This is a genomic window from Frankia sp. ACN1ag, assembly GCF_001414035.1.
GTDB lineage: Bacteria > Actinomycetota > Actinomycetes > Frankiales > Frankiaceae > Frankia > Frankia torreyi.
This window is the reverse complement of sequence record NZ_LJPA01000006.1, coordinates 36285-49845: the sequence shown is the minus strand read 5'-3', so window position 1 is coordinate 49845 and position 13561 is coordinate 36285. Positions and strand designations below refer to the sequence as shown.

Genomic DNA, 13561 nt, shown 5'->3' with positions numbered 1-13561 from the left:
GCAGCCAGCACCGCCGCGCCCAGCCCGGCCGGACGGGCTGTACCGCCCGAACAGCCCACGCGGCCGGCCCACACGGCAGCGGCCGCTGCCGCTGCCGCCCGAGCTCGATCCCCGCCGGCCGCGCCGGCACCGCTCGTTCCTGCGTCGGCTGTCGCTCACCGCCACCGGGCTGCTGTCCGTGTTCGTCCTGGCGCTGAGCTCGTTGGGCTGGGCCGCCTACCGGCACTTCGACGGCGCCATCACCCGGGTGGACTGGAACATCGACGGTGCCCGGCCGGCGGGCGCGGCCGGCGAGCAGAACATCCTGCTGCTCGGCGACGACAGCCGGGAGGGCACCGGCGGGGAGTACGGCGTCGTCGACGGGGTGCGGTCGGACACGACGATCATCGCCCACTTCGCCCGGGACGGCTCCGCGACCCTGCTGTCCTTCCCCCGCGACATGCTCGTGCGCGTCGTGCCCCCCGAGCGGGCCGCGGCCCGGGACGGCCGCGCGAAGCTGACCGAGGTGCTCCAGCTCGCCGACGTGCCCGGCCTTGTCAGCACGCTGGAGTCGCTCACCGGCCTGAAGATCGATCACACGATCTCGATCAATCTCGCCGGTTTCCGCACGATGACGGACGCAGTGGGCGGCGTCACCGTCTGCGTGACGCCGTTGCCCGACGGGAGCACCCGCAACCTGCACGACACGATGTCCGGCTGGAACGGCCACCTCGGGGAGAACCGCCTGAACGGCGATCAGGCGCTTGCCTTCGTCCGCACCCGCTACGCCCTCGGTGACGAACGGCTGCGCGTCCTACGCCAGCAGCAGTTCCTCGCCAAGCTCCTGGCGACGGCGACCGGCGCGGGCGTGCTCACCAATCCGGCGAAGATCACCGCGCTGCTCGGCGCGGTCGGCGGAGCACTCAGGGTGGACCAGGGACTCGACCAGACCGCGCTACTCACCCTCGCGAAGCGGGCCAGCGGGCTGAGCTCGGGCGGAATCCGCTTCGTCACGGTCCCCACCCGGGTGGCCCTGCCCGTCGACGGCGCCGTCGACGGAATGGGGACGATCCCGCCGCACGGCGCCGTGCTGGTCGCCGACCAGGCCGGCCTCGCCCAGGTGCTGGCGCCGCTGCGGCCCGCGGGCACCGCCCGGCCGGCCGCGGCGCCCCCCGAGCCCGCCGGAACCACGGTCGGACGCGCCGATGTCAGCGTCGCCGCCGTCCGCAACGCCTCGGGGCGGACGGGGCTCGCCGCCGCCACGGTCGACGCGCTGCGGTCGCTCGGATTCACTGGAGCGATGACGACGGCGACGACGACCGGTCAGGAACTGACCGAGATCCACTATCCCCCGGGCCAGCAGGCCGCGGCACGTGCCCTGGCCGCCCGGCTGCCCGGCGGACTGCCCGTCGAGGACCCCGCCCGGACGGGGGACGGACTCGTCGTCGTCCTCGGCACCGCGTTCGCCGGCCTGGCGGCCGCCCCCGGTCCAGGCGCGGCGGCAGGTCCAGCCGGCGAACCGTCGACGGCCATCGCCACCACCGCGACGGGCGGCACGGCGGGCATCGCCACCTCGTCGGCCGTGGAGACGGGCACCACCACGACGGCGACGGGTGCCACGGCGACGGGCACCGGCGCGGTCGGTACGGCCACGCCGATGCCCGCTGACACCTCCTGCACGCCGTGACCGGGGTGCCGCCGCGGCTGGTACCCGCGGTCCGACTGCTGGGACCGGCGGGCGCGGGCGGCGCGCCGGACGGCGACGTTCCCGCGGGACTGCGGGGTATCGCCGGTCTGCTCGCCCGCCGGCTCGCCACCGACCCGGCCCGGCCGCTGGTGACCTTCTACGACGACGCGACCGGCGAGCGGGTGGAGTTCTCTGCCACCACGCTGAACAACTGGATCGCCAAGACCGCGAACATGCTCGTCGACACCCTCGGGCTCGGTGCCGGCGACCGCATCGGGGTCGACCTGCCGACCCACTGGCTGGGCCTGGTCATCCCGCTCGCCGGCTGGTTGGCGGGGCTGGAGGTCGTCCTCGCCGACGCCGGCGAGAACGGCGGTGCCGGCGCGCTCGCCGTGGCCGCGGGCTCGACGCTGCCACCGACGACCCGCCTCGGCGCGTTGTTCGTGGCTGAGGACCGGCTCGACGCGACCGCCGAGCTGGTTGTCGACGAGACGGTGGCCCTGTCGCTGCGCCCGCTGGGCGGCCGGATGCTGCGGCCCGTTCCCGGCGTGCTGGACTACTCCGCCGAGGTCCCCCCGCACGGCGACCGGTTCACCCCGCCGCCGCCCCCGCCCGAGCAGGTCGAGCTGCTGCGGGCCGGCGCGCGGGTCGCTGCGGCCTGGGGACTGGGGCCCGCGGACCGGGTCCTGTCCACCGCGCCGCCGGCGACGGCCGAGGGGCTCCTCGGTGGGCTGCTCGCCCCGCTGGTGGCCGGCGCGTCGATGGTGCTCTGCCGCCATCTCGACCCCGGGGCGCTCACCCGCCGGATCGAGGCCGAGCGGATCACCGCCATCGCCGCCGCGCCCGCTGCGGCCGGCGGACCGGGTGCGACGGGCAGTGACGACGCCGCCAACGACGCGGCCAACGACGCGGTCGACCCGCTCGCGCTCGCGGGCCCGGGCGTGCGGACGCTGCGCCTCCCCCGCCTCGGGTGATGCCCGATCGGGCCGACGTGGCAGCCGACGCCGGAGGGTAGTGACTACTCTCGCCAAGCCGGTGGCTCCCGGTGCGCGGCGACGGGGCGCAGGGGATCCACGCCGATCCCCTGCGCAGCGGAGGTGCCGATCGTGAGCAGGTCCACCGATCCGCGGATCAGCGTCATCGGCACGGGTTACCTCGGCGCGACCCACGCCGTGTGCATGGCCGAGCTGGGTTTCGACGTCACCGGCGTCGACATCGACGCCGGCCGGATCCGGCGGTTGTCCGCCGGGGAGGTGCCGTTCTACGAGCCTGGTCTCGAGGCACTGCTGCGTAAGAACCTCGAGGCCGGCCGGCTCACGTTCACCGGCTCGCTGGCCGAGGCGGTCGAGCGGGCCGACGTGCACTTCGTCTGTGTCGGCACGCCCCAGCAGCCCGACAGCGGCGCGGCGGACCTGCGCCACGTCGAGGCGGCGGTGAGCGGGCTGATCACGGCCGGGCTCGGCCCGGGCGACCTCGTGGTCGGCAAGTCGACGGTGCCCGCGGGCACGGCCACCCGCCTCGCGGCGAAGCTCGCCGCGGGCGTGCCCGGCGCGGAGCTCGCCTGGAACCCCGAGTTCCTCCGGGAGGGCTTCGCCGTCGACGACACCCTGCGGCCGGACCGGCTGGTCTTCGGGGTCGCCCCGGAGGGCACGGCGGAGCGGCGGCTGCGGGCGGTCTACGCCCAGATGATCGGCGACGGTGTCCCGGTCGTCGTCACCGACCACACCACCGCCGAGCTCGTCAAGGTCGCCGCGAACGCCTTCCTCGCCACCAAGATCTCCTTCATCAACGCCATGGCCGAGGTGTGCGAGGCGACCGGCGGCGATGTCGTCGAACTGGCCAGCGCACTGGCACATGATGCTCGGATCGGGCGCCGCTTCCTCCAGGCCGGCATCGGATTCGGCGGTGGTTGCCTGCCCAAGGACATCCGGGCGTTCCAGGCCCGCGCGGACGAGCTGGGGGTCGGNCGGGCCCTGACGTTCCTCGGCGAGGTCGACGCCGTCAACATCCGGGCGCGGGCGCGCGCGGTGGCGCTGGCCCGGGAGGCTCTGGGCGGCTCACCGGCGAACCGGACGGTGGGTGTGCTCGGGGCCGCGTTCAAACCCAACTCCGACGACATCCGCGACTCGCCCGCCCTGGAGGTGGCCGAGGCACTGCGCCGGGCCGGGGCCCACGTGTCGGTCTACGATCCGGCTGCGGCGGAGAACGCGCGGGCCTGTCACCCGAACCTGTGCTTCGCCGACTCGGTGGTCGGCGCGGTGGCCGGCGCCGAGGTCGTGCTCGTGCTCACCGAGTGGCACGAGTTCCGGGAGCTCGATCCGGCCGTGCTGCGACCACACGTCGCGCGGCCCATCGTCATCGACGGCCGCGGCGCCCTCGATCCCCAGCGGTGGCGGACGGCCGGCTGGACCTACCGGGCCCTGGGCCGGCCGCGGCGATGACCGTGGCCGATCGCCTCGTACCGGCCGATCACTTCGCCCCGATCGATCGCCTCCAACGGTCGACCACACCGCACCGATCGACCACACCGCATCGATCGGTGCGGCCGCACCGATCGGTCAGGCCGGGACCTCCACCAGCCCACCCGTCTCGACCTGGTAGACAAAGCCGCGCACCGAGGTCGTGGCCTGCAGGAACGGCGAGGAGCGCAGGATGCGCAGCGACAGGCGCACGTCGTCCTCCACGTTGGCGAACGCCTGGACCGACCACTCGGGACGCACGCCGGTGTCCCGCTCCAACTGGTCGCGGAAGCCGTCGTCGGTGATCTGCTCCAGACCGCACGAGGTGTGGTGCAGGAGGATGATCTCCGTGGTGCCGAGCACATTCTGGCTGACCGCAAGCGAGCGCACGACGTCCGTGGTGATGACGCCGCCGGCGTTGCGCAGGATGTGCGCGTCCCCCTCGGTCAGGCCGAACAGCGACTCGACGTTGATCCGGGCATCCATGCATGCGACGACCGCGACACCCAGGCGCGGCCGCGCGGCCGGGGAGGCGGGCAGCCCGGCCTCCTGCCGTCGGGCCGGGTTACCGGCCGCATGGGTCAGCAGCAGCTCCGTCACGGTGGCCGTGCTGCCCACCGGCCCCGCCGGGCGGACCCGGTCGGCGTGCGCGTCGGCGGCCGCCTCGGCCGGGCTCTGGTACTCGGTCGACGTCGACATCAGCCGCCCGACCGACTGGTGAAGGAGATCATGGTGGTCCATCCTCCCGTTCGATGGTGACCGTGCTCCCGCGTTGTCGGCTCCCGTGTTGTCACGGATGCCGCCCCCCTACCCACCTTCGTCGATGTTCCCCACATTCGGCTAGGTTGCGCCACTCACGTTGCCGGCCGCAACGGAACGGTCGCATCACTCATCGTAGATCGGGGAACACCTCCCCGGTGACCCGACCACACCTCGGTAAGATTTACATTACTGCCCGCAGTCGAGGTCTCGGCCCCGGTTGCGGCAGCGATCGCACCGCCAGCCCCATCCGAGGGGGTGGCCCCGAGCCGGGGCGGAGGCAGCCGGTACTCTCCACGAGTGGTAAGAATCGAACGAGGTCGCGTGTGGTGAGGCACCGGCAGACACGCTCGCCGATGCAGGTACTCATCCACGAGATGGGTAAGTTCGGGCTGGTCGGCGGCGTCTGCTATGCCATCGACTTTCTGGTTTCGAACCTGTGTCACACGCTCCTCGGAATGGGTCCGCTCAGCGCGAAGACCGTCTCCACGGTGGTTGCGGCCACCTTTTCGTACATCGGAAACCGGCAGTGGTCTTTCAACCACCGCGCCCGGACCGGTCTGCGCCGCGAGTACACCCTCTTCGTGATCCTGAATACCGTCGGCCTGCTGATCGCGCTCGGCTGCCTCGGGTTCGCCCGCTACGTGCTGGACCTGCGAGGCGTGCTCGCCTTCAACCTGTTCGGCAACGTCATCGGCACCGGGCTGGGCACGGTGTTCCGCTTCTGGGCCTACAAGAAGTGGGTGTTCCTGCACCCCGACGACCCCAAGGCCGTCGTGAACACCGGTGCCAGCCAGGAGAACCACCGTCCGATCCCGGAGCACGCCGGCCGGATCTGACCGTCGTCCCGCCGCGACATCCAGCCTGCCCCCGGGGCGGCAGCCAGGCGTCACCGCCAGGACCGCGGCGCCCCACGGGCCGCCCGTGACCTGGCGCCGCCGGCCAGAGTTGATCACGGCGAGGATCTCCGCCGCCCGCCGGACGCGCCGCGGCGGGACAACCCCGGCTCGGCTCCGGGCCGCCGGCTCGGCCCAGGACGGCACACCGATGGGCACCCCAATCCGGACCCGCCTCATCAGCGCCGACGCAGCCCACCCGCGCGTCCGGTCGGCCCCATAAACGTATGAACGTCGCAGGCTGGCCGCCCGTGTGGTGGGCGCGTCTGGTCCCGTCCGGACACCGGGAAGCTCTATCCGCTCACATGCCAACCCGTACTCGAAGTATCCCCGGTGAGTTACGCTCTGCGGGCCCAACCGGTGCTACGCGTTCGCGGTCATCCACCGTGCGTCACTCCTCGACTCCCGGAACGCACGCGGCAGGCGCCGGCCGCCCCGCAGCCGTCGGGAGAATGCTTCGTGACCCAGCCCTCGCTCGCGTCGCCGCGCCCGGGCGGCCGGCCTCGCGACGAGAGCCGGGATCACGCGATCCGATCGGCCACCCTGGATCTGCTCGCCGAACTCGGCTACGACGGCGTGACGATGGACCGGGTGGCCGCCCGCGCCCGCGCCGGCAAGGCCACGATCTATCGGCGCTGGCCGTCGAAACTGGCGATGGTGATGGACGCGATCAACGCCTTCGCCGAGGAACGCATGCCGACTCCGGACACGGGCTCACTGCGCCTGGACATCATCGAGTTCCTGACTTCCTTTCACGAGGCCATCCGGGGCGGCCGCGGGCGGATCATCGCTGAGTTGATCTCGGAGATGCCCCGCAATCCTGATCTGCGGGACGCGCTGCGTGGCGGGCTCTGGACGCAACGCGAGACGAGTTCCCACGCCATCGTCGAGCACGCGATCGCTCGTGGGGAACTCCGCCCGGACGTCGATCACGCGATACTCATGGAGATCGGCACCGCCATCATCCTGCAGCGCGTACTGCTCACCGGCGAACCCATCGACCGGGTGTTCCTGGAATCGATCGTGGACGACATCGTCATCCGCTACGCCGCCTGATCCCCCCCGCAACGCGCGATGGCTCCGCCGGCACCGCCGGTCCACACCGGCCGGCCGGTGTGGACCGGTGCGGAGCCCCGCGGCCGGGCGGACTGCCGCCGGCGGCAACCGCGGCCGCGGGGGTCGGACGCGATGATCCGACCCCGCAGGCGTGTCGAGAAGGCGACCCCCCCTTCCTTCCAGCAGCAAAGGCCCTACCATCAGCAGCGGGCCCGATCTGGGACGGAAGACGCGGTTTATCCAGTCCCGGGCGCGGGCGGAGCGGGGCGACCCGCCACCGCAAGGCCGTCCCGGCCACCGGGCGGGCAGGGACGGGGCGCGGCGGCAGGGGCGCCTTCGCGCGGCACAGGAGGACCTCATGCAGTCACCGGGCCCAGGCCCCCAGGACCCGGACGCCGAAACCCAACGGGTGCACGGCACACCGGCCGCTTCCCGCCCGGACCCGGTCGACCCGGGCAGCGCCGAGCCGTACGACAACGCGGAGCGAACCCGCCTGGTCGGCGACGATGCCGGCAACCGACGACCGGGCCAGGCCGGTGGTTGGCCAGCGGTCGGCCAGCCGCCCGCGGGCCCGGGATTCCCGCCCGTCGTGGCGAGCCGGCCGCTCAACGATCCCTACGGCCAGGCGGATCCCTACAGCCAGGCAGATCCCCGCAGCCAGGCGGATCCCTACGGACGTGACGATTCCTACGGTGGCGCGGACCCCTACGGTCGCAGCGGTCCCTATGGCGGCGGGGACCAATACGGCGAGGAGGTGCAGACGCGGATACTTCCCGACGGTGCGGGCAGTGGATACCCGCCCGGAACGTCCGGCGGGCAGAGCCGGAACCCGGGTCCGGAGGAGTACCCGCCGACCGCCGCCTATCCGCCGGCGGGGGGATACGGCGCGGCGCCGGGGGCCGGCGGCCCGAGCGGTCCGGCCAGCAGCAGCTACGGTGGTTCACCGGACTACCCGCCCACCGGCTACCCGCCGCCAGGCGGCTACCCGCAACCGACTGCGGGCTACGACCAGGGCTACCAGCAGCAGGGCTACCCGGGGCCCGGCTACCAACAGCAGGGCTACCCGGGGCCCGGCAACCAACAGCAGGGCTACCAGCAACAGGGTTATCCGACGCCCGGTGGCTACCAGCAGGGCTACCCGCCGGCCGGGGCGTACGGGGCATACTCGCCTCCTGGTAGCGGACCCGCGGGTGGGCCTCGGCCCGGCGGCTCCGGTCGCCGACGGGCGATCATCATCGGCGCGGCCGTCGTCGCCGTGCTGCTCCTCATCGTCATCCCGGTCGTGCTGCTCACCGGCGGATCCGACGACGGGAAGCCGGCGGCGGCCGCCTCGGTCTCTCCCAGCGCCCGGCCGACCGCGCCGGCGAGCCCGTCCGCCACGTCCTCGGCGAGCCCGTCACCGAGCGCCTCCGCGGCGCTCACCCCGGCCGAGAACGAGCTGCTCGCCAAGCTCGACTCGTCGGCGATGACCGACTGCAAGCCCAACAGCGACGCGGAGAGCGACCGCATCGTGGCCGCGCTGTACTGCGACTCCGACGACGGCAAGGTCGTCGCCGCCTACGCCTACGCCACCGCCGGCGACCTCACCAGCGACGTCGATGTCCGCAAGGCGCTGGTCACCACGCCGAGCGGCACGTGCAAGGACGGTGGCAGCGAGGTCTTCACCTGGAACTTCGACCAGGGAAAGACCCAGGGCACCGCCGTCTGCACAGTCCGGCAGAGCAGCCACTTCATCTTCTGGTCCTACGACGACAAGCTGGTCTCGTTCATGGCGACCGGAACCGACGGCGTCGCTTTGTATGAATGGTGGAGCGGCTTCGACCCGGTGCCGCAGAGCTGATCCGGCCGGGACGTATACCCAGCTCAGACCGCCGGTGAGGGCGGCCGTGAACGGGGTGTCCGGAGCACGGCACGTGGCGTGGCCGGTTGACGGGATCCCCCGTCGCGCCGCAAGCCTGCTGCCGCGCGTCCGGGCGGGTAGCGATAGGGCCGCATTTGTTGCGCAGTAGCCCAATACCACCGGTATTCGCAGGGTGGTACGCCTACTCTGGGGACCGCACCCGTCACCCATCTCGGGAGGAACCGTGCCGAGCCCCGGCTTTGGCGACGACGAGACGCCGCGCTCACCCGAGCAGTCGCCGCCGGGGCCGCGCCTCGGCGACGGTCCGGACCCGGACCCGGACCTCGACGACGCCGAACTCACCCTCCCTCCCGGGCAGCTTCCCCTGGCGGGACCCGGCGACCGCTTCGGGGCCGACCCGGCGAGCGGCGCGGGCCGGCCGGGCGCGGCCCCGGACCCGCTGCAGCAGGGCCCCGGGCCCGGGCATGTCTCATGGCCGCCGCCCTACACGGGGCCCGGCTCTCCGCTCGGCGGCCCAGCAGCCGACAGCGTCACGCGCGGGCCGGTCCAACCTCCCGGCCCGCCCATCCCGTCGGCACCGCCCCGGTTCGGTGGCCTGACCGGTCCGGGCGGTCCACCGGGTCCGCCGACCTCCGCAGCCTCCGCCTGGCCGTCGCCGCCGGGTCCGCCCGCCGCCCCACCCCGGACCGGTCCGGCCGGGCCGGTCGCCCCGGCAGACTTCCCCCCGCCCGGGCCACCGGCTCCCCCGGGTCCGCCCGGCGGCCTGGCCGGACCACCCGGTCCGCTCTACTACGCTCCACCGATCAGGCCCGGTTCCATCCCACCCGGCACGGCAGGGGCGCCCGGGACGTCCACGCCCGGCCCCCCGCCGGTCGGCTTTCCCGGGAGCCCCACCTCGCCGGCCGATCCCGCCTTCACGGCACGGCCGTTCCCCGCCGGCCCCGGAGCCGCCCCCGCACCAGCCTCCGGCCCTGGCGGACCGGGCCCTGCCGGCGCTCCGCCAGGGCCCGGTCCCGGTGGCGCGGCCCCGCCCTGGGAGGGCGACAGCGACCTCGCCTACCGTCTGACCCCACCCGGCTCGACCTCCCCCGGACGCCCCGGCGTCCGGCCGCCCGCCGGCCCCCAGCCCGGGCCCGTCCCCCTGGTGAACGCTCCTGGGGGGCGCCCGGGCGGCGACGGCGACACGGCCTTTCTCGGGCCGTTCGGGGCTCGAGGTGGGGCCACCGAACCCACCGGCGGCGCCCACGACACGCCGGCCGGCCCAGGCCCCGCCCCGGGGGCGCCCAGCGCTGCCGGGACGGTGGTTCCTGAGGCGAGCGCGTTCGACGCTTCCAGGACCGCCGGCGCTGCCTGGGGCGGCGGCGGTCCCCCGGGCGGCTTTCCCCCGCCCGGGCCGATCAGCGGGTACCCGCCGCCGGCTGGCGGCGGGTACCGTCCGGTGCCAGGCCACCGTCCCGCGTCGTTCGGCCCGTTCCCGGCGGAAGCCGGTAAGAACGGGTTTCCCCCGGTCGCGGCACCCGGCCGCGATGACGCCCTTCCCGTTCCCAACGCCCTCACCGCGCCGGCCCCGGACAGGGGTCGTTCGGCGTCCCTGCCGGGTCTGTTGCCCGGACTGCCGCCGCAGGGCGCCGACAGCTCCGAGCCTGCGACCAGCGGGGCCGGGGAGGGCGCCCTCCGGACCGGAGCCGACCGGACCGGAGCCGACCGGAACGCCGACCGGAACGCCGACCGGAACAAGGTGCTGGTCGACCGGCGTCTGCTGATCGGGGGCGGCGGGTTGCTGCTGGCCCTGGTGATCGTGTTCGGAGTCCTCGCCTTCACCGGGGGCAAGGGCAGCGGCGGCGAGTCGGTCACCGCCGCCGCCCAGGGACGCCCCGCGGGCGCCGGGACGGCCACCGCCGCACCGGGCACGGCGGGCCGGGCCGGGGGCAATCCGCGGGACGTCCTGCGGTCGCTGCTCAATCCCGCCGTCATGACCGGTTGCGCCGATCCGGGGCGCAGCGACAGCGCCTACGCTGACGCCACCCTCCTCTGCAAGACGCCTTCGGGGATGGAGGTCACCGCATTCCACTTCCCGAACCGTTCCGCACTGGACCGACAGATCGGTGCCCGGGAGACGTTCTACACCGACGAGGGAAACTGCGACGACGGGCAGCAGAGCTCGGAACGGTGGAGCTCGCCGGCCGAGGCCACCGGCGGCAACCGCCTCTGCTACTTCTTCGCGAACCGGTTCTACGAGTTCTGGACGTACGACGACCACCTCATCGCCTTCTCCGCCGACGATCCGACGGCTGCCCGCATGAACGACTGGTGGCACTCGTTCGACCCGCTGCGCCGCTGATTGACAGCGTCGCCGAGTGACAGCGTCGCCGAGTGACAGGGTTCGGGAGGGCGGGCCGCATGCAGGATTCCGACGAGAGCACCTCGCCGGAACCGGTCGACGACCCGGGGGGGGCGCCGGTCGAGGGCGGGGATCACCGCGCTGCGGGCACCGGTGGCGGCCGGCGGCGAGCCGTTGTGGGCGGCCTCGCCGGCGCGATCGTCATCGGTGCGGGCGTCGCCGTCGGGCTGCTGGTGAGCGGCGGCTCGGATCACGCCACGACCGTCCGGCCCGCCCCGAGCACCGCCGGTTCGAGTTCCGGCCGCTCCGGCGGCGGCACGGTCGGGAGCCCGGCGCCGAGCGTGACGCTCGATCCGGCGGACGCCCGGTTGCTGGCCTCGCTACGGCCGTTCGCGGTCACCGACTGCCGGGCCGCCTCCCGTGACGGCGACGGGGTGGCGGCGGCGCTGACCTGCGCACCCGGGGTCGCAACCGAGGCCCCGGCGCCGGCACGGCTGTCGGTCCTCCGGTACCGGGACGCCGCTGCGCTGCGGGGCGACGTCGCACGTCGGTCGGCGGAGCTCACCGACGCCGGGGACTGCGCCCGGGGTCAGACCAGCGTCGAACGCTGGGCCCACAGCGCGCGGCGCCGCGGCACCTTCCTCTGCTCGGCCGCAGCGGGCCGGTTCGCGGTGTTCTGGACCGTGGACGACGAGCTGATCGGCTTCGCCACCGAGGATCCCGATGCGGGCCGGCTCCTGGCCTGGTGGCGCGAGTACGACCCGATCTGAGGAACACCTGTGGCGAGGTGGTCTCAGTAGTCGGGGTAGCTCCGCGGCCGGTACGGCGCCGAGAGCTCCGCGAGGGTCTCCTGGACCCGCTCCGCGTGCGGCATGCACGCCAGAACGACCCGGCCGCGCTGACCGGCCGTCTCGACGATCAGACTGCCCGACCCCAGCATGCGGTCGATGACGTTCTGCTGCACCGTCGCACCGACCAGCCAGGCGAGCGGGATGTCCCGCCCGGCGCGGGTGATCAGGCCTTCCCGGATCACGAGCCGGTGGCTGGTGACGACGTAGTGGGTGGTGAGCTGGCGCAGCCAGGGCAGCGCCCCGAGGTAGGCGATCGCGCCGAGAGCGAGGAGCAGCACCAGGTACTGGACGGGTTTCTGCAGCACGCCACCGGGCGCGAAGAAGACGCCCAGCACCGCGAAGACGAGAGCCACCACCGTCCAGAGCGCCGGAACGATCAGGCTGACCCAGTGCGGGTGCAGATGCAGGACAACCTCTTCGTCCTGGGTGAGGATGTCGTCGGGGAACGCCACGGTGACGATCGTCGCATCCGGCACCGACAGGCCACACCCGGGTCCGTCACCGGCCGTCGGCAGGCGGTCGGAACACGCCCTCCTCGCCGGTCACCGCAGGTGGACGACGTCCCCGGNGCTGTAAGCACGACCGGCCACCACAAGCCGTCCCTCGAGATCGACATCCGTTGCCCTGCCGGTGTCGGCCGAGCCGTCCGGGAGCTCGACGCGGACCTCCCGGCCGATCGTCGCGCACACCGCCAGGTAGGCGGCGCGGGCCGCCTGGGGATCGGCCTCCCAGGCGGCGAGCGCGTTGACGAGCCCGTCGAGGATCCGCGCGAGTAGCTCGGTCCGGTCCAGGGCGGCCGGGTGTGCGCCGGTGAGCAGCAGGCTCGTGGACCGGTCGGGCAACTCGTCCGGTTCCGCGTTGACGTTGAGCCCGAATCCGATGACCACCGAGGGCGCGGACGCCGGCACCGGAACGACCTCCACCAGAATGCCGGCAAGCTTCCCGCCCTCGGCCAGGACGTCGTTGGGCCACTTGAGAACGGCGGGCACTCCGGCGACGGCTCGGACCGTGGAAACCAGCGACGTCCCGACGACCATCGGCAGCCAGCCGAGCCGGGAAACCGCGGTCCGCGGCCGGATGAGCAGGGAGACGGTCAGACCGGCGCCTGGTCGGGACACCCAGGAGCGGTCGAGACGCCCACGCCCGGCGGTCTGCCGTTCCGCGGCGAGGACCAGACCGCGACCGAGGGGGGCGCGACCGAGGGGGGCGCGACCGAGGGGGGCGAGGCCGGGCCCCGGGCTCTCGCGCCACTGCCGCGAGAGCCCGACCAGAGCCGGATCGCTGGTCTCCCCCCGCGCGATCCGGGCCAGGGCCGCGTTGGTCGAGTCGATCTCCTGGATCACGGTCAGGTCCAGCCCGGCCGCCNCCGCGGCGGCCGTCAGCCGCGCGGCATCGAGGGGACCCCGGTCGCCAGCCGAGCTCGGTGACCGGCCTCGGAAGGCATCGACGGCTGGCACGGCTGAATTCTGGGGCGGTTGCGCGGAAGCGGAGTCCGGCGTCGAGCTCACGCCAGACAGCCTGCCAGAGCGGTCCGCCCCGCTCGCGCAGGCGCCGGGCGCGCATCGGCACCACTGTGGTCCGGACGATGCGAGACGAAGCTCACTCCGTCCGATCTGCGCCGGATGCCACGAGTCGGCCAGTGCGACGACGTGCTGGGCGCTCCGACTACCCG

11 protein-coding genes and 2 pseudogenes are annotated in these 13561 nt (G+C 73.8%); 9 read left to right on the top strand and 4 right to left on the bottom strand.

Annotation, left to right across the window (positions count from 1 at the left end):
• Nucleotides 1–148 precede the first annotated feature (148 nt).
• The 4 genes and pseudogenes from UK82_RS06815 to UK82_RS36260 all read left to right on the top strand — a co-directional run.
• Complete coding sequence (locus UK82_RS06815) at nucleotides 149–1666, top strand: LCP family protein (protein WP_055406747.1); 1518 nt, start codon at nucleotides 149–151, stop codon at nucleotides 1664–1666.
• A 5-nt stretch (nucleotides 1667–1671) separates the two neighbouring features.
• Nucleotides 1672–2640, top strand: a complete 969-nt coding sequence (locus UK82_RS06810) for a TIGR03089 family protein (protein WP_370657176.1) — start codon at nucleotides 1672–1674, stop codon at nucleotides 2638–2640.
• 123 nt (nucleotides 2641–2763) lie between these two features.
• Nucleotides 2764–3632: pseudogene (locus tag UK82_RS36265) on the top strand (UDP-glucose dehydrogenase family protein); the annotation flags it as partial.
• A 1-nt stretch (nucleotide 3633) separates the two neighbouring features.
• The coding region (locus tag UK82_RS36260) for a UDP binding domain-containing protein (RefSeq protein WP_236705597.1) at nucleotides 3634–4107 on the top strand (474 nt) is incomplete at its 5' end.
• Nucleotides 4108–4224: 117 nt separating this feature from the next.
• Here the strand turns inward: UK82_RS36260 and UK82_RS06800 are convergent.
• Complete coding sequence (locus tag UK82_RS06800) at nucleotides 4225–4824, bottom strand: carbonic anhydrase (RefSeq protein ID WP_055406746.1); 600 nt, start codon at nucleotides 4822–4824, stop codon at nucleotides 4225–4227.
• A gap of 416 nt (nucleotides 4825–5240) precedes the next feature.
• On the opposite strand from UK82_RS06800, the gene UK82_RS06795 reads away from it, so the two are divergent.
• The 3 genes from UK82_RS06795 to UK82_RS06785 all read left to right on the top strand — a co-directional run bounded on the left by UK82_RS06795 (nucleotide 5241) and on the right by UK82_RS06785 (nucleotide 8676).
• On the top strand, nucleotides 5241–5723 hold the full coding sequence (locus UK82_RS06795; RefSeq protein WP_173667248.1) for a GtrA family protein: 483 nt from the start codon (nucleotides 5241–5243) through the stop codon (nucleotides 5721–5723).
• A gap of 516 nt (nucleotides 5724–6239) precedes the next feature.
• On the top strand, nucleotides 6240–6836 hold the full coding sequence (locus tag UK82_RS06790) for a TetR/AcrR family transcriptional regulator (RefSeq protein WP_044884287.1): 597 nt from the start codon (nucleotides 6240–6242) through the stop codon (nucleotides 6834–6836).
• 358 nt (nucleotides 6837–7194) lie between these two features.
• Nucleotides 7195–8676, top strand: a complete 1482-nt coding sequence (locus UK82_RS06785) for a hypothetical protein (RefSeq protein WP_055406650.1) — start codon at nucleotides 7195–7197, stop codon at nucleotides 8674–8676.
• A gap of 283 nt (nucleotides 8677–8959) precedes the next feature.
• Here UK82_RS06785 and UK82_RS06780 read toward each other — a convergent pair whose 3' ends face one another.
• Nucleotides 8960–9163, bottom strand: a complete 204-nt coding sequence (locus tag UK82_RS06780) for a hypothetical protein (protein WP_055406649.1) — start codon at nucleotides 9161–9163, stop codon at nucleotides 8960–8962.
• 972 nt (nucleotides 9164–10135) lie between these two features.
• Here UK82_RS06780 and UK82_RS06775 point away from each other — a divergent pair.
• Nucleotides 10136–11038 carry a hypothetical protein gene (locus UK82_RS06775; protein WP_055406648.1) on the top strand — a complete coding sequence of 301 codons (903 nt, stop codon included), beginning with the start codon at nucleotides 10136–10138 and terminating at the stop codon, nucleotides 11036–11038.
• Nucleotides 11039–11097: 59 nt separating this feature from the next.
• Nucleotides 11098–11808 (top strand): hypothetical protein, encoded by a 711-nt coding sequence (locus UK82_RS06770; RefSeq protein ID WP_236705596.1) that lies wholly within the window; start codon nucleotides 11098–11100, stop codon nucleotides 11806–11808.
• 23 nt (nucleotides 11809–11831) lie between these two features.
• On the opposite strand, the gene UK82_RS06765 is transcribed toward UK82_RS06770, so the two are convergent.
• Both UK82_RS06765 and UK82_RS06760 read right to left on the bottom strand, forming a co-directional pair.
• Complete coding sequence (locus UK82_RS06765) at nucleotides 11832–12341, bottom strand: PH domain-containing protein (protein ID WP_044884314.1); 510 nt, start codon at nucleotides 12339–12341, stop codon at nucleotides 11832–11834.
• 117 nt (nucleotides 12342–12458) lie between these two features.
• Nucleotides 12459–13254, bottom strand: a pseudogene (locus UK82_RS06760) (biotin--[acetyl-CoA-carboxylase] ligase); the annotation flags it as partial.
• Nucleotides 13255–13561: the final 307 nt, after the last annotated feature.